13 protein-coding genes are annotated in these 16,118 nt (G+C 76.5%); 9 read left to right on the top strand and 4 right to left on the bottom strand.

Going from position 1 to position 16,118, the window contains the following annotated elements; genetic code table 11:
• Window positions 1-9: 9 nt before the first annotated feature.
• The 3 genes from ACGFZP_RS14550 to ACGFZP_RS14540 are packed head-to-tail and all read left to right on the top strand — an operon-like array spanning window position 10 to window position 2,500.
• The gene (locus ACGFZP_RS14550) at window positions 10-501 is read left to right on the top strand and encodes a S26 family signal peptidase (RefSeq protein WP_392932121.1); all 492 of its coding nucleotides are present in this window, start codon (window positions 10-12) and stop codon (window positions 499-501) included.
• Window positions 502-557: 56 nt separating this feature from the next.
• Window positions 558-1,859: a sensor histidine kinase gene (locus tag ACGFZP_RS14545; protein ID WP_392932119.1), complete on the top strand. Its 1,302-nt coding sequence runs from the start codon at window positions 558-560 to the stop codon at window positions 1,857-1,859.
• Complete coding sequence (locus tag ACGFZP_RS14540) at window positions 1,844-2,500, top strand: response regulator (RefSeq protein ID WP_392932117.1); 657 nt, start codon at window positions 1,844-1,846, stop codon at window positions 2,498-2,500. Before ACGFZP_RS14545 ends, ACGFZP_RS14540 begins: the two co-directional genes overlap by 16 nt.
• A gap of 20 nt (window positions 2,501-2,520) precedes the next feature.
• On the opposite strand, the gene ACGFZP_RS14535 is transcribed toward ACGFZP_RS14540, so the two are convergent.
• Entirely contained in the window at window positions 2,521-3,666 is a 1,146-nt protein-coding gene (locus tag ACGFZP_RS14535; RefSeq protein WP_392932116.1) for a glycosyltransferase family 4 protein, read from the bottom strand.
• Window positions 3,612-4,916 carry a hypothetical protein gene (locus ACGFZP_RS14530; RefSeq protein ID WP_392932114.1) on the bottom strand — a complete coding sequence of 435 codons (1,305 nt, stop codon included), beginning with the start codon at window positions 4,914-4,916 and terminating at the stop codon, window positions 3,612-3,614. The genes ACGFZP_RS14535 and ACGFZP_RS14530 overlap by 55 nt, the downstream gene beginning before the upstream one ends.
• Before the next feature lie 223 nt (window positions 4,917-5,139).
• Between ACGFZP_RS14530 and ACGFZP_RS14525 the strand changes: the two genes are divergently transcribed.
• The 6 genes from ACGFZP_RS14525 (at window position 5,140) to ACGFZP_RS14500 (ending at window position 13,430) form a co-directional block, all read left to right on the top strand.
• Window positions 5,140-5,928, top strand: coding sequence for an aminotransferase class IV (locus ACGFZP_RS14525; RefSeq protein WP_392932112.1), 789 nt, complete (start codon window positions 5,140-5,142; stop codon window positions 5,926-5,928).
• A 153-nt stretch (window positions 5,929-6,081) separates the two neighbouring features.
• Window positions 6,082-6,876, top strand: a complete 795-nt coding sequence (locus ACGFZP_RS14520) for an ABC transporter ATP-binding protein (protein WP_392932110.1) — start codon at window positions 6,082-6,084, stop codon at window positions 6,874-6,876.
• Complete coding sequence (locus ACGFZP_RS14515; RefSeq protein WP_392932108.1) at window positions 6,873-9,401, top strand: FtsX-like permease family protein; 2,529 nt, start codon at window positions 6,873-6,875, stop codon at window positions 9,399-9,401. The genes ACGFZP_RS14520 and ACGFZP_RS14515 overlap by 4 nt, the downstream gene beginning before the upstream one ends.
• A gap of 385 nt (window positions 9,402-9,786) precedes the next feature.
• The gene (locus tag ACGFZP_RS14510) at window positions 9,787-10,260 is read left to right on the top strand and encodes a hypothetical protein (RefSeq protein WP_392932106.1); all 474 of its coding nucleotides are present in this window, start codon (window positions 9,787-9,789) and stop codon (window positions 10,258-10,260) included.
• Complete coding sequence (locus ACGFZP_RS14505; RefSeq protein WP_392932104.1) at window positions 10,257-11,831, top strand: multicopper oxidase family protein; 1,575 nt, start codon at window positions 10,257-10,259, stop codon at window positions 11,829-11,831. The genes ACGFZP_RS14510 and ACGFZP_RS14505 overlap by 4 nt, the downstream gene beginning before the upstream one ends.
• Before the next feature lie 240 nt (window positions 11,832-12,071).
• A complete protein-coding gene (locus ACGFZP_RS14500) occupies window positions 12,072-13,430 on the top strand; it encodes a DUF2252 domain-containing protein (protein WP_392932102.1) in 1,359 nt (452 codons plus the stop codon).
• A 100-nt stretch (window positions 13,431-13,530) separates the two neighbouring features.
• Here the strand turns inward: ACGFZP_RS14500 and ACGFZP_RS14495 are convergent, their stop codons facing one another.
• A complete protein-coding gene (locus ACGFZP_RS14495; protein ID WP_392932100.1) occupies window positions 13,531-14,484 on the bottom strand; it encodes a diacylglycerol kinase in 954 nt (317 codons plus the stop codon).
• On the bottom strand, window positions 14,481-16,049 hold the full coding sequence (locus ACGFZP_RS14490) for an FAD-binding oxidoreductase (RefSeq protein ID WP_392932098.1): 1,569 nt from the start codon (window positions 16,047-16,049) through the stop codon (window positions 14,481-14,483). The genes ACGFZP_RS14495 and ACGFZP_RS14490 overlap by 4 nt, the downstream gene beginning before the upstream one ends.
• Window positions 16,050-16,118 lie beyond the last annotated feature (69 nt).

Here is a 16,118-nt window from a genome sequence, read left to right as displayed (position 1 = left end):
AGTTCCGTCATGCAGCTGCTCCTCACCGTCGGCGGCGCCCTGGCCGTACTGCTGGTGGCCGCCGCCGTCCTGGCCCGGTCCGTGCTGTCGGTGATCGTGGTCGCGGGGTGGAGTATGGCCCCCACGCTCCGGCCCGGCCAGCGGGTGCTGGTCCTGAGCCGGCGGTTCGCCCGGCTGCGGCCGGGCCGGATCGTGGTGGTCTCCCGCGAGGCCCTCGACCTCCCGGCCGACGCCGCCGACCAGGCCGACCCCTCCGGCCCCCGCCGGCACCGCCTGCTGGTGAAGCGCCTCGCCGCGCTGCCCGGGGATCCGGTGCCGGAGTCGGTCCGCGCCGCCGTCCCCGACCCCGCCGTCCCCGGCGGCCAGGTGGTCCTGATCGGCGACAACCCGGCGTTCAGCACCGACTCCCGGCTCTGGGGCGCCGTCCCCGCGCACAGCGTGGTGGGCGTGGTGCTGGACGGCGTCAAACTTCGCTCCCGGGCCGTGCCCCGGCGCGGCTGAGGGCCGCGGGCTCCGGCCACCGGAGGGGCCGTCAGCTGGGCGGTTAGAGTGACGGGGTGAGCGAGGAACAGCAGCCGGTGACCGTCTGGGCGCAGCTGTGCGCCCACCCCCGGCGGTTCCCGTTCACCCTCCGCGCGCTGCGCTGCTGGGGCTACCTGGTCGGCGGCGCGGTACTCGGCCCGCTGCTGTGGGCCCTGCTGACCGTCCTGCTGCTGGCGGGCCTCGGCCTGTCGGTGCTCGGCCTCGGCCTGCTGGTGCTGCTGGCCGTCGCGCTGTCCGGCCTCCCGGTCGGCGCCCTGGAACGCCGCCGCCTGCGCCTGGTCGAGCCGGTGCCGGTGGCCGACCCGCACCGCCCGCTGCCCGGCGCCGGCCGCCGGGCCTGGCTGCGCACCCGGCTGCGGGAGCGGGCGACCTGGCGCGCACTCGGCTACACCGCCCTCCTCGGACCGGTACTCGGCGCCGCCGACCTCGGCTTCACCGTCCTGCTGGCGGGCTCGGCCACCCTGGTCACCACCCCGGTCGTGGTCTGGGCCCTCGCCCCCGAGACGGTGATGCTGATCCCCGGCCGGGCCATCCCCGGACCGGTCGAGGCGCTGCCCGCGACCGCCGTCGGCCTGGCCGGCCTGCTGCTCTGCGGCTACGCGGGCGCCCTGCTCACCACCGCCCACGTCCGGCTCGCCCGGTTCCTGCTCGGCCCCCGGGACGAGGACCTCGGCCGCCAGGTCGTCGAACTCACCCGCTCCCGGGCCCGGCTGGCCGACGCCTTCGAGGCCGAGCGGCGCCGGATCGAACGCGACCTGCACGACGGCGCCCAACAGCAGCTCGTCGCCCTCAGCATGACCCTGGGCCTGGCCGAGTACGAGCTGCGCGCCGCCGAACCGGCCGGCCCGGCGGCCGAGCTGGTCGCCCGGGCCCGCGGTGAGGCCCGGCAGGCGCTGGAGCAGCTGCGCAGCCTGGTCCGGGGCATCCACCCGCAGGTGCTCACCGACCACGGGCTGGCCGCCGCGGTGGCCGAGGTCGCGCTGCGCCACCCCGTCCCGGTGGAGGTCGACATCGACCTGCCGGCCCGGTTGCCGGGCCTGGTCGAGACGACGGCGTACTTCACCGTCACCGAGGCGCTCACCAACGCGGCCAAGCACAGCGGCGCGAGCGCGATCTCCGTGCTGGGCCGGGTCGAGCACGGCCGACTGGTCGTCCAGGTGACGGACGACGGCCGCGGCGGGGCCGACCCGGCCGCCGGGGCCGGACTGCAGGGGCTGGCCGACCGGGTGGCGATTCTGAGAGGCAGGCTCATGGTGACCAGTCCGATCGGCGGGCCGACCAGGCTCCGGGTGGAGGTGCCGTGCTCCGGATCGTGATCGCCGAGGACGCCGTACTGCTCCGCGCCGGGCTGGTCGAACTGCTCACCCGCGGCGGGCACCGGGTGATCGCCGCCGTCGGCGACGCGGCCGAGCTGGCCGCCGCGGTGGACGCCGACCGGCCCGACGCCGTGATCACCGACGTCCGGATGCCGCCGGACTACCACGACGAGGGACTGCGGGCCGCCCTCGACCTGCGCGAGCGGCACCGGGGCCTGCCGGTGCTGGTGCTCACCCAGTACGTGGCCACCCCGTACGCCACCCGGCTGCTCGGCGCGGCCGGGGCCCAGCCCGCCGGGCTCGGCTACCTGCTCAAGGACCGGGTCGGTGACGTGGCCGACTTCCTGGACGCGCTGCGCCGGGTGGCGGCGGGCGAGACGGTGATCGACCCCGAGGTGGTCCGGGTGCTGCTCCGCCAGCAGTCCGGCGACCGGCCGCTGAGCAGGCTCACCCCGCGCGAGCGGGAGGTGCTCGCGCTGATGGCGGAGGGGCTGAACAACCAGGCCCTCGCCCAGCGGCTGACCATCACCGAGGCCTCGGTGGTCAAGCACTGCGGGAACATCTTCATGAAGCTGGACCTCGACCCGACCGAGGGCAACCGCCGGGTGCTGGCGGTCCTGGCCCATCTGCGGGGCGAGTAGGGCCTGGTATCGGCCCGGGTTCAGCGGCGCGCGGCGGGCGCCTGCGCCGGGTCGAGCAGCTCGGCGAGGCGGCGGGCGGACGCCTCCCAGGACCACTCCCGCGCCACCCGGCGCCGCCCGGCCGCGCCCATCGCGGCCCGCCCGGGGTCGCGCAGGATCCGGGTGAGCGCCGCCGCGACGGCCGCATGGTCGCGGCCGTCGACGACCGAGCCGGTCACACCGTCGAGGACGGTGTCGGGCGCGCCGCCGGAGTCGCCGACGACGACCGGCAGGCCGGCGGCCGCGGCCTCCAGGAAGACGATGCCCAGGCCCTCCGCCTCCAGGCCCGCGCGCCTCGTCCGGCAGGGCATCGCGAAGACGTCCGCGGCCGCGTAGAACGCGGGGGTCCGGGCGTGCTCCCGGCCGCCGGCGAACACCACCGAGCCGGGCTCGGTGTGACGCCGGGCCAGGTCGCGCAGCCGCCGCTCGTCCGGGCCCTGGCCGACGAGCACCAGGACGGCCTGCGGGACGGCCCGCCGGATCAGCGGCAGGGCGCGGATCAGGGTGTCCTGGCCCTTGCGGGGGACGAGCCGGGCGACGCACAGGATCACCGGTCCGTCGTGCCCGGCCGTCTCCGGCGGGGCCGGCTCCGCCAGGGGGTGGAAGCGGTCGGTGTCCACGCCCGGGACCAGCCGCTCCAGCCGGGCCAGGGGGCCGAGCGCCGGGGCGATCCGGTCGCGGGTGTACCCGCCGAGGTAGGTGACCACGTCGACGCCGTCGCCGATCCGCCGCAGCAGCCGGCGGGCCCCGGGGGTGCGGGCCCACCAGATCTCGTGGCCGTGGGTGGTGGCGACCATCCGCCGGATCGCGCCGCCGCTCTGTCGGCGCAGCCCGGGAGCCATCGCGGCGAGCGGTGCGGCGGCGCCGAACCAGACCCGGTCGCAGCCGTGCGCGCGGGCGATCTCGGCGGCCCGCCGGGTGACCCGGCCGGTGGGCAGCAGCATCCCGGCCGGGTCGCGGACCACCGGGAACGGCAGCCCCGCGTCGTGGCCGGCCGCGCCGGGCTCGGCCGAGGTGTAGACGACGACCTCGTCCGCGGGGAGGCGGGTGGCCAGGGCGTGGACGAAGGTCTCTATGCCGCCCTGGCGGGGCGGGAAGTCGTTGGTGATGACGAGCGTGGTGGCCATGGGGTCGGTTCAGCCTCGGTTCGCGGTTCGGTGGAGCGGACGGGGTCGGTGACGGGTTCGGTGGGGCGGACGGGGCGGACGGGGCGGACGGGCTGTTCGGCGGGGCCCGGGTGGCGGGCCCGGGCGTGCAGGACCAGCACGAGCGGCAGCGCGAGGTAGCCGAACCGCCCGGCGGGCGCCAGCAGGAAGGCCAGACAGAGTCCGAGCGCGAGCCGGTCGGCGGCGGCGACGGCGTCCCGCGGCGGGCGCAGCAGCAGGGACGCGGCGACGGCGAGCCCGGCGAGCAGCAGCAGGGCGACGGCGACGTACCAGCCGCCCGGGCCGGCCTGGGCGAGCAGCCGTCCGGGCAGCGGGCTGCCGGCCGGGGTCGGCAGCCCGCCGCGCCCGGTGGGGAAGGCGAACACCTGCTCCAGCAGCGGCCCGGGAGAACGCAGCGCCCCCGGCAGCACCAGCGCGGCCGTGCCCGCCAGGGCCGCCGAGGTGCAGCGCACCGCCGCCCGCCGGCCCGCGGTCGCCGCGAGCAGGGCGGCGACCACCGCGACGGCCGGCCAGGCCGTCCACTTGAGCGCGCAGGCGGCGGCCAGCGCCAGCCCGGCGGCGGTCGGCCGCGCGCCCTTCGCGGCGGCCCGCAGGCGGCCCCCGGCCGGTGCGGCGAGGGCGAGCGCCAGGCAGCAGAGGCCGGTCAGCGGCAGGTCCACCCCGCTGACGCAGAGCGGCAGCGCGACCAGCGGCGAGGCGATCAGCGCGGCGGGCGCGGGCCGTCGCCGGGCCGTCGGCAGCAGACAGCCGAGGAAGGCCGCCGCACACCACAGCCGGGCGTCGCCGAGCAGCCGCACCACCCACCCGTCCGTCCCGAGCAGGGCCCGCGGCAGCCCGAACAGGGCCATGCCGGGCAGGTACGGCGTGTACTCCTGCACCGTGCGCGGCTCGGCCAGGTAGGGCGTGCCGTGCTGGAGCAGCTGTGCGCCCGAGCGCTCGATCACGCCGACCTCGCTCTGCCCCTGCCCGGCCAGGACCAGGGCGAGCAGCGGCACGACGACGGCCCCGGCGAGCGCGAGGACGACGGAGACCGCCCGTCCGCGCCGCCCCGGCAGGGCGAGCACGGCGGCCGCCGCCGCCAGGTATCCGGCGGTGGCGCACAGGCCCCAGAGCCGGTGCGGCCCCAGTGTGGAGACCACCGGGAAGGCGCCCGCCCACCCGGCTGCGAGTAGCCAGCCGACGCACCAGGCGGCCCGGCGGCGGTGCGTCAACAGGCCTTGCGGGGAGGGTTGTTCGGGACTCGGGCGGGCCGGGCTTCGACGAGGGGTGATCAGCACACGACCATTCCAGCCGCGCGGCCCGGCGCGGTCATGACGGTCAGGTCGAGACCTCGTGGTCGGGTTTTCCCTACCCCGGCGCGCCCGGACCGCCCCGCCCCCGACCGCCCGGACCGCCCGGCCGCACTGGCCGCCGCCCGGCTGGGAGACTCGGGGAATGGCTGAGATCGAGATCGACGGCGCGCCGCCCGGGGCCGGGCAGCTCGCCGCGCTGGGGCTGCTGAACTACGGGCACTTCACCACCCTGCGGGTCGAGGACGGCCGGGTGCGCGGCCTGGCGCTGCACCTGGACCGCCTGGCCCGGGACGGCCGGCTGCTGTTCGGGGCCGAGCCGGACCGGGCCCTGGTGCGCGAGCGGGTGCGGGCCGTCCTGCCGCCCGACGGCGGCCCGGTGGTCGTCCGGGTGACGGCGTACGACCCGGCGCTCGGCGTGGAGCGCCCCGGCGCGGCGGCCGCCCCGAGCCTGCTGGTCACCACCCGGGCGGCCGCGGCGGTCGCCCCCGGCCCGCTGCGGGTCCGCACCACGGCGTACACCCGTGAGCTGCCCGAGGTGAAGCACACCGGCCTCTTCGGCCTGGTCCGCCAGCGGAGACTGGCCCAACTGGACGGCTACGACGACGCGTTGCTGGTCGACACGGCCGGCCGGGTGACCGAGGGCGCCACCTGGAACATCGGCTTCCACGACGGCCGGCGGCTGGTCTGGCCGGAGGGCGACCAACTGCCCGGCGTCACCGCCGCCCTGCTCGCGGCCGCCCACACCGGCCCGCAGTGCCGCGAGCCCGTCCGGGCCGCCGACCCGGGCCGGTTCGCGGCGGCCTTCGCCCTCAACGCGGGGGTCGGCGTCCGCCCGATCGCCGCCATCGACGGCACCGCCTTCGACCCGGACCACCCCGTACTGGCCGTCCTCCGGCAGGAGTACCAGCGGATCGCGGCGGACGAGGTCTGACCCGCCCCTGGGGGCCCGGACGGCGAGCCCCCGGACGCTGGTGGGGATAACCCCACCCCCGGTCCGCCAGCGGCCTCCATGGTTGGGCGCGCGGGGCCTTCCTAGGCTGGAACACGTCGACGACCAGCGACGATCCACGAAGGAAGGCCCACCATGGCACCCCGCCACGACCGCCCCCGGACCGAGCAGTACGGGCGCCCCGCCCACGCCGCCATCGAGCTGCGGTCGGTGCAGCGCAGCTACGGCCGCGGCGGTGAGACCGTGCACGCCCTGCGCGGAGTCGACCTGGCACTCGGCCACGGCACCTTCACCGCCGTGATGGGCCCCTCCGGCTCCGGGAAGAGCACCTTCCTGCAGTGCGCGGCCGGCCTGGACCGCCCGAGCTCCGGCGAGGTGTACCTCGGCGGCGAGGAGATCACCCGGCTGAGCGAGAACCGGCTCACCAAGCTTCGCCGCAGCCGGATCGGCTTCATCTTCCAGTCCTTCAACCTGCTGCCCTCGCTGACGGTGCTGCAGAACGTGCTGCTCCCGCAGCGCCTCGCCGGCGAGCGCCAGGACCGCTCCCGGGCCAAGGAGCTGCTCGCCCAGGTCGGCCTCGGCGAGCACGGCGGCCGGCGCCCCGGGCAGCTCTCCGGCGGCCAGCAGCAGCGCGTCGCGATCGCCCGTGCGCTGATCACCCGCCCGGACGTGGTGTTCGCGGACGAGCCGACCGGCGCCCTGGACACCCGTACCGCGCACGAGGTGCTCGGCCTGCTGCGGCACGCGGTGGACACCATGGGCGCGACCGTCGTCATGGTCACCCACGACCCGGTGGCCGCCTCGGTCGCCGACCGGGTGGTCTTCCTCGCCGACGGCGCCCTCGCGGGCGAGCTGCACCAGCCCGACCCGAAGACCGTCGCCGACCGGATGGTCTCGCTGGCCACGCGCCCGATGGGAGTGGCGGCGTGAGCAACGGACTCGCCCGCTCCTCGGTGCGGTTCCGGCCCGCGTCCTTCGCGGGCACCTTCATCGCGCTGTTCTTCGGCGCGGCCGTCATCATGGCCTGCGGCACCCTGCTGCAGACCGGCCTCACCGCGAGCGTCCCGCCCGTGCGGTACGCGGACACCCCGGTGGTGGTCGCCGCCGACCCGACCGTCAGCATCACCCGGAAGGTCGGCGAGGACACCGAGGCCGTGGAGCAGAGCCTCCCCGAGCGGGCCCGGGTGGACGCGGCACTGGCCGGGCGGATCGCCGCCGCGCCCGGTGTCGCGGCCGCCCGCCCCGACACCGCCTTCCCGATCGCCCCCGGCCAGGCCACCCCCGGCCTCACCGGGCGCGCCATCGCCTCCCTCGGCATCGCCGGCGGCGCCGACCGGCTGACCGAGGGCCGGGCCCCCGGGGCCGGCGAGGTCGTGCTGGACACCGCCACCGCCCGGGCCGCCCACCTCGCCCCGGGCGCGAGCATCACCCTGACCGCCCCCGGCGGCACCGGCTCCTACCGGATCTCCGGCCTGGCCGCCCCGCAGCAGGCCGGCCCCACCGCCTGGTTCGCCGACACCGCGGCCGGGCAGCTCTCCGGCCACCCCGGCCGGGTGGACGCCATCGCCGTCCAGCCCCGCGAGGGCGTCGACCGCAAGGCGCTCGCCGACCAGGTCCGCCAGGCCGTCGGCGGCGAGGCCGAGGTGCTGACCGGCGACGCCCGCGGCGGCGTCGAACAGCCCGCGCTCGTCGAGAGCCGCACCATGCTCACCGCGCTCGGCGGCTCCTTCGGCGGCGTCGCCACCATGACCGCGGTGTTCGTCGTGATGAGCACCGTCGCCCTGGCCACCGGCCAGCGGGCCCGCGAGTTCGCCCTGCTGCGCGCCATCGGCGCCACCCCCCGCCAGATCCGCCGCACCATCGCCACCGAGGCGATGCTGGTCGCACCCGTGGCCGGCGCCCTCGGCATCCTGCCCGGCCTCGCGCTGGCCCGCTGGTGGTTCGGCGAGCTGTCCTCGCGCGGCGCCGTCCCCCCGTCGGTCGCCCTGTCCGTGGGACCGGTCCCGATGCTCGCCGCCGTCGGCGGCTGCACCCTCGCCGCGCTCGGCGCCGGCTTCCTGGCGGCCCGCCGCCCGTCCCGGATGCGGCCGAGCCAGGCGCTCGGCGAGGCCGCCGTGGAGGCCGGCCGCCCCGGCAAGGTCCGTACCGTCCTCGGCCTGGTCGCGATCGCCGGCGCCGTCGCACTGGCCGGCCTCGCCGCCGGCCTGGACGGCGCCAACGCAGCCAACACCGCACTCGGCGTGGTGATGTGCTTCCTGCTGGCCGTCGGACTGCTCGGCCCCTGGGTGGCCGGGATCGCCTCCCGGGTGCTCGGCGCCCCGCTGCGGGCCGGGGCCGGCGCGCCCGGCTCGCTGGCCGCCGACAACACCCGGGCCAACGCCCGCCGACTGGCCTCCGCGATCACCCCGATCATCATGGTCACCGCCTTCTGCGGCACCCTGCTGTTCATGCAGAGCACCATCACGCACGCCACCGGCGAGCAGGTGCGCAGCGGAATCACCGCCGACCACGTGATCTCCTCGACCGGCCCCGGCCTGGCCGCCGCCACCGCAGACCAGGCCGGCCGAGTGCCCGGCGTGGACGCCGCCGTCGGCGTGCTGCGCACCGCCGCGGTCTACCAGGACGGCTCGATGCTCTCCCAGGCCACCGCGCTGGGCGTGGCCGGCGACCCGGCCAAGCTGCCCCGGGTGCTCGACCTCGGCGTGAAGAGCGGCGCGCTCGCCGACCTCGGCCGCTCGGCCGACACCGTGGCCCTGGACGCGGGCCTCGCCGACGCCCTCGGCGTGAAGATCGGCGAGGGCGTCCCGCTCTGGCTCGGCGACGGCGCCAAGGTCCGCCCGACGCTGGTCGCCACCTACGAGCGCGGCCTCGGCTTCGGCCAGGTGCTGCTGCCCCGGGCCGCCGTCGCGGCGCACGTCACGGCCGCCTACGACAGCCAGGTGCTGGTCGCCGACGCGGCCGGCGCCGACCGGGCCGCGGTCGCTGCCAAGCTGGCCGGCCTCCCCGGCGCCGCCGTCACCGACCGGGCCGGATTCGCCGCGCAGTCCGACCACCAGCAGGAGATCGGCGCCTGGGCCAACACGGTGATGGCCGGCGTGCTCGGCGGCTTCGCGGCCGTCACCGCCGCCAACACCCTGGTGATGATGGTGCTGGACCGGCGCCGCGAGGTGGCGCTGCTGCGCCTGGCCGGCACCACCCGGCGCCAGGTCCGCGGGATGATGCGCTGGGAGGCGCTGCTGGTCGCCGCGACCGGCCTGCTGGTCGGCGGTGTGATCGCCTGGATCACGCTGGTGCCGATCACCCGGGGGATCGCCAGGACCGCGCCGCACATCCCGGTCGGCACGGCCCTGCCGCTGGCCGCCGGCGCCGTACTGCTCTGCGTGGCCGCGACCGGCCTGCCGGCCCGCGCGCTGCTGCGGGCCCGCCCGGTGGAGGCGGGCGGCGGACGGCAGTAGCGGCGCGGGGGCGGGCCGCACCGAGGACCGGTCGGAACCAACCGGTCGCATCCGGGACAGCTCGGGGCAGCCCGGACCAGCTCGGACCAGTCCGGATCAGTTCGGATCAGAGCGGATCAGCCGGGACAAGGCAGGACCGGTCAGGCCCGAACGGGCGATACGCCGAGGCGTATCGCCCGTTCGGGCTATCCAGCCGTGCTGAGCAGCGGCAATGGGGTGGCCGAGGGAGGCAAAACCGTTTATTGGCACTGATCGTGATGTCGGATCAGCTACGCTCTCGGCCGCGCAATCCCCGCTGCTGGACCTTTCCGGTGAGGCACCCCTACGGTGCCGAGCCGTCCGGTTTGCTGCGCCCTCCCGCCCCGCGAGCAGAGAGAAGACCGACATGAGCAGTCCCCCCGCGGTCGCCCACGCGCCCCGCTGGCCACTGATCCTGCTGCGGACCACCGCGACCTCGCTCGCCCTGCTGGCCGTCCTCCAGGCCATGCTGGCCGGAAGCTTCCTCAACGGGAACTACGAGTCGCTCGAGGCCCACGAGGGCACGGCGATGACGCTGGCCACCGTGGTGCTCGCCCAGTTGGCGGTGGCGGTACCGGTCCGCTGGGTCGGCCGCGGCCCGCTCTGGCCGCTCTGGGGGTCGGCGCTGCTCGCCGTGGCGGTGACGATGCAGATCGTCTTCGGGTACGAGCGGTCGCTGGGCCTGCACGTGACGCTCGGCGTGCTGCTGGTCAGCGGCATCCTGTTCGGGCTGGTCGGCGCCTGGCGGCAGCCGCTGCCCGCGAAGGGCGGCGCCCCGTCGGCGGCGGACGCCGGCGGCCGGCTGCCCAGGCCGGGCGGGCACGTCGAGGTGGTCAAGTGAACCGCCGCCGGTTCCTGGGCATCGGTGCGGCCGTGGTCGGCGCGGGCGCGGTCGGCGCGGTCGCCGTCCCCTCGGCGGCGCGGCTGCTCGCCGAGGGCCGGCCGGGCCGGCTGCTGCCCAGCCAGCTCGACCTCCCCGCGCCGTTCCAGGTCGACCTGCCGGTGCCCGCCGTACTGAAGCCCGTCCGCACCGACGCGACGACGGACTACTACGAGATCACCCAGCAGCTCGCCCGGCTGGAGATCCTGCCCGGCCTGCGCACCGAGGCCTGGACGTACGGCGGCACCTTCCCCGGTCCGACGGTGGTCGCCAGGTCGGGGCGGCAGGTGGCGGTGCACCACCGCAACGAGCTGCCGGTGCCCTCCGTGGTCCACCTGCACGGCGGGCACACCCCGGCGGCCAGCGACGGCTACCCGATCGACCTGGTGCTGCCGGTCGGCTCCAACGCCTCCGCCATGGCGGAGGCGGGCGGCATGCCGGGGATGGAGCACCACGCCGAGGCGTCCCCCGGAAGCACCGTCGTCGGCGACCGGACGTACACCTATCCCGGTACGCAGCGGGCCGCCACCCTCTGGTACCACGACCACCGGATGGGGTACACCGGCCCCGGCGTCTGGCGCGGCCTGGCCGGGTTCCACCTCCTGCACGACGACGAGGAGGCGGCGCTGCCGCTGCCGCGCGGCGAGCGCGACATTCCGCTGATGCTCGCCGACCGCTCCTTCGCCGAGGACGGCTCCTTCCGCTACCCGGCCGCCGACGCGGACGGGCCCGGCGTCACCACCGACTACATGAACGGTGTGCTCGGCGACGTCATCCTGGTCAACGGCGCGCCCTGGCCGAGGCTGACCGTCGACCGGGCCCGGTACCGGCTGCGGTTCCTCAACGCCTCCAACGCCCGGCTGTACCGGCTCGAACTGGACCCGCAGCCCTCCGGCGGCGACGCCCTGGTGCAGATCGGCGGCGACGGCGGCCTGCTGGAGAGCCCGATCGGGCACGACGCGCTGGAGGTGGCCCCGGCCGAACGCTTCGACGTGGTCGTCGACTTCGCCCGCTACGAGCCGGGGACGTCAGTACGGCTGGTGAACCGCTTCGGCAGCGATCGGGCCGCCGAGGTGATGCGCTTCGACGTCTCCACCCGGACGGTCTCCGACGACTCGGCCGTGCCGGACCGGCTCTCCACCATCGAGCGGCTCGACCCCGGCGCGGCCGTCACCACCCGCACCTTCTCCTTCAAGCGCAGCCGCAGCGACGGCTGGACGATCAACAACCAGCCGTACCAGCCCGGTCGGGCGCTGGCCCGGCCGGCCCTCGGCACCACCGAGATCTGGCGGTTCTTCACCGACCTGCACCACCCCGTCCACCTGCACCTGGACCACTTCCAGGTGCTGTCGCGCAACGGCAAGGACCCGGGCCCGTACGACGCCGGGTGGAAGGACACCGTGGACCTGCGGCCGGCCGAGGCGGTGGAGGTGCTGGTGCGGTTCACCGACTACCGGGGGACGTACATGCTGCACTGCCACAACCTGGAGCACGAGGACATGGCGATGATGGCGGACTTCGTCGTGGAGTGAGCCCGCCGCGCGGCTCTCCCGACCGGACCCGCTCACTCGTTCGGCCCTGGGGCCCGTCTTCAAGCCCCCGTTGTCCGCCCGGCCGGCCCGCAGGCGGGGGCTTGAAGACCGGCCCTGGCGTCGGCGGGCGCCCCGTGCGCCCGTCGGCGCCTCGAAGTGCCGGGCCGCCGCGGGTGCCCTAGCGTCACCAGCAGGCCGTATCCAGGCCCTGCCCCGCCGACGCCGACCCGGGAGCCGAGCATGACCAGTCCTGTAGAGCGCCGCCGGCGCGGCCGGGCCGCCCGTGAGCGGGTCCCGCGCTCCGCCCACGGCCGTTGGATCCCGGCCGCGGACCGCCCCGACCCGGTCTCCGTCCTGGAACGGCAGGGCACCGACCGGGTCACCGAACTGCTGCCGATCCGCTACGGCCGGATGGCCGAGTCCCCCTTCGCCTTCCTGCGCGGCTCGGCCGCCGTGATGGCCGCCGACCTCGGGGCCGGCCCGGACACCGGACTGACCGTCCAACTCTGCGGCGACGCCCACCTGGTGAACTTCGGGGTGTACGCCTCGCCGGAGCGCGCCCTGCTGTTCGACGTCAACGACTTCGACGAGACCTACCCGGGCCCGTTCGAATGGGACGTCAAGCGGCTCGCCGCCAGCGTCGCCGTCGCCGCCCGCGACAACGGCCAGGACGAGGAACGCGTCCGCCGGGCCGCGCTCGCCGCGGCGGAGGGGTACACGACCGCGATGCGCACGCTGGCCGAGGCCGGCGAACTCGACGTCTGGTACGCCCGGATCGACTCCGCCGACATCCTGGCGCTGGTCCGCAAGGCCAAGCAGCGCAAGCGACTCGAGTCCGGCCTCGCCCGCGCCCGGCGCCGCACCAGCATGCAGGCCTTCGGCAAGCTCACCGAGATCCGCGACGGCCGCCGGCGGATCATCGACGACCCGCCGCTGATCGAGCCGCTCGCCAAGACCGACCTGCGCGACGTCGGCAAGATCTTCAGCGACTACCGCAGCACGCTGGCCGAGGACCGCCGGGTCCTGCTCGACCGCTACCGGTTCGTCGACGCCGCCCGGAAGGTGGTGGGCGTCGGCAGCGTCGGCACCCGCTGCTTCATCCTCCTGCTGGAGGGCCGCGACGAACAGGACCCGCTCTTCCTCCAGATCAAGGAGGTCGGCCGGTCCGTCCTGGAGGACCACCTCCCGGACGCCCGCCCCGAGGCCGAGGCGCCGATCGCCCACGGCGGCCGCCGGGTCGTCACCGGCCAGCACCTGATGCAGGCCGCCAGCGACATCTTCCTCGGCTGGACCAGCGGCCCGGCCGGGCGGCACTTCTACGGCCGCCAGCTGCGCGACATGAAGGGCTCCGCGGAGGTCTCCGAGATGACCCCGTCGGGGCTGCGCGCCTACGCCGACCTCTGCGGCCGCACCCTGGCCCGCGCGCACGCCCGCTCCGGGGACCGCCTCGCGATCGACGGCTACCTCGGTGGCGCGGACACCTTCGCCGAGGCGATCGCCGACTTCGCCGTCCTGTACGCCGACCAGACCCTGGTCGACCACGCCGCGCTGGAGGCGGCCATCGACGACGGGCCGCTCAAGGCGCGGCGCGGCGTCTGAACGGGCGTCCGGGCCGGGGTGACGGCCTGCGGGGGAGACGGCCCGCGGGGAGGGCCGGCCGGATCATCGGCCGGCCCTCCCCGCAGTGGGCCCGAGGCGATCAGGCGGGGCCCGGGACGAGCAGGTGCAGGGCGGCCCGGGCGACGGTGACGTCGACCGGGAGCGGTGCGATGAACTCGCCGTCCGCGTAGGCGGTGATGCCCGGCGACTCGATGCGCAGCGAGGCCGTGCGGTGGGTGGTGACCTCGGGGTGGTGGATGTGGGTGCCCTTGAAGACGGTGGGGAAGAAGCGGGCGACCCGCAGCCGGGGCATGGCGGCGACGAGGGTGACGTCGAACAGGCCGTCGGCCGGGTCGGCGCCGGGGCAGATGAGCATGCCGCCGCCGTAGCTGCGGGTGTTGCCGACCGCGGCGAGGGTGAGGTCGCGCTCGATCACCGTGCCGTCGTCCAGCACCAGGCGGAACGGGAGCGGCCGCAGGTTGGCGAACTCGACGAGGATGGCGAGGTTGTAGCGCATCCGCCCGCGCGGCCAGCGCAGCCGGTTGGTGCGGTCGCTGACCAGGGAGTCGAAGCCCGCGGCGAGGACGGAGCCGAACCAGCGGGTGGAGCCGTCGGCGGCGCTCACCCGGCCGAGGTCCACGGTGGTGGTGTGCCCGGCCGCGACCACCTCGGCGGCCTCCTCGGGGGAGCGGCGCGGCAGGCCGTACGCGCGGGCGTGGTCGTTGCCGGTGCCGGCCGGGATGACGCCGAGCGGGGTGGCGGTGCCGGCCACCGCCTGGAGGGCGAGGTTGATCATGCCGTCGCCGCCGACCACCACCAGGGCGTCGATGCCCGGTCCCTCCTTCGTCACACCGCGGCCCGCCCCGGCCCCGGCCACGGCCTCGCGGGCCAGTCGCAGGGTGTCCTCCGCCGAGGCCCCGGCCAGCGGCAGGGCCTCGATGCCGAGTGCGCGCAGCCGGGCGGTGGCCCGGCGGGCGGCGGCCCCGGCCTGGCCGCCGCCCGCCGCCGGGTTGGTCAGCACGACCACCCTGGCGATCGGTCTCGGGCCGCTCACGGGATCAGCTTGCCGGGGTTGAGGATGCCCGCCGGGTCGACGGCGGCCTTGACCGCGCGCAGGATCCGGACGCCCAACTCGCCCACCTCGTCGGTCATCCACGGCCGGTGGTCGGCGCCGACGGCGTGGTGGTGGGTGATGGTGCCGCCGTTCGCCATGATCGCGTCCCCGGCCGCGCGCTTGGCGGCGGCCCACTGGGCCAGCGGGTCCTCGCCCATCGCCGCCACCACGGTGAAGTAGAGCGAGGCGCCGGTCGGGTAGACGTGCGAGATGTGGCACAGCACCAGCGCGCCGGGCAGCGCGGTGGTCAGCGCGGCGGTGACGGCGAACCGGAGGAACGGCAGCTGCCGCCAGTCGGTGGCCGTCTCCAGGGTCTCGCAGAGCGCGCCCGCGTTCAGCAGCGAGTCGCGCAGGTACGGCGCGTTGAACCGGCCGTGCTCCCAGGCGCGGGCCGGCGCCTCGCCGAGCGAGCTGCCGCCGGCCGCCAGCAGGGCCGCCCGGGTGAGCTGCTGCCGGGCGGCGACCTGCTCGGCGCCGCCCTCGAACACGGTGACCGCGAGGCACCCGCTCACCGCCGGCTCCCCGCCGATCCGCTCGGTCAGGGCCAGGTTGATCGCCGTCTCGGCCTCGTCGGACAGCCGGATCACGGTCGGTCCGGTGCCCTGCTGCTCGACCGCCCGCAGCGCCTGCGCGCCGGCCGTGAAGTCCGGGAAGCTCCACGCCTCGTAGGCCTTCGCGGCGGGGACGGGGTGCACCCGCACCCGGACGGCGGTGATCACGCCGAGAGTGCCCTCCGAGCCGAGGAACAGCTCGCGCAGGTCCGGCCCGGCGGCCGAGGCGGGGGCCCGGCCGAGGTCCAGCACGCCGGAGGGGGTGACGACGCGCAGGCCGCGCACCATCTCGTCGAAGCGCCCGTAGCCGGCGGAGTCCTGGCCGGAGGAGCGGGTGGCCGCGAAGCCGCCGATGGTGGCGAAGCGGAAGCTCTGCGGGTAGTGGCCGAGTTCGAAGCCGCGCTCGGCGAGCAGCGCCTCCGCGGCCGGGCCGGTGAGGCCGGCGCCGAGGACGGCCTCGCCGGAGGTCTCGTCCAGGTCGAGCAGCCCGTCGAAGCGGCGCAGGTCGAGCGAGACGACGGCCGCGAAGCCCTCCCGGAGCGGCTCCAGCCCGCCGACCACACTCGTGCCGCCGCCGAACGGGACCACGGCGATGCGGCGTTCGGCGCAGAGCGCGAGCAGCGCGGCGACCTCGTCCTCGGTGCCGGGCAGCACGACCGCGTCCGGGGCGTCCTGGGGCCGGTGGCTGCGGCGGCGCAGCAGGTCCGGCGTGGACTTGCCGCCGGCCCGGGGGAGGCGGTCGGCGTCGGCCGCGCTGACGTGCGCGTCGCCGACGACGGCGGCCAGCGCCTTCAGGTCCGCGTCCGTGAGCAGCGAGGGCTGCAGTACCGCCTCGGCGGCGCTCGGGCCGGGGGCGGGGGCGCCGGTCACGCCGAGGGCGGCGGCCAACAGCGCCTTGACCTCGACGGACAGCTCCTTGGCGAGGGCCGGGTCGCCCCAGGCGTCCCACTTCATCGGGGGGAGCGGAAGCGCGGCGCCGGCCGGTCCCGCTTGCGTCTCAGGTGCCATGCGTTACAGTTTCAC

Source organism: Kitasatospora sp. NPDC048239 (genome assembly GCF_043202015.1).
Taxonomy (GTDB): domain Bacteria; phylum Actinomycetota; class Actinomycetes; order Streptomycetales; family Streptomycetaceae; genus Kitasatospora.
The sequence above is the reverse complement of the archived record's forward strand: the minus strand, read 5'-3'. Positions and strand labels throughout refer to the sequence as shown.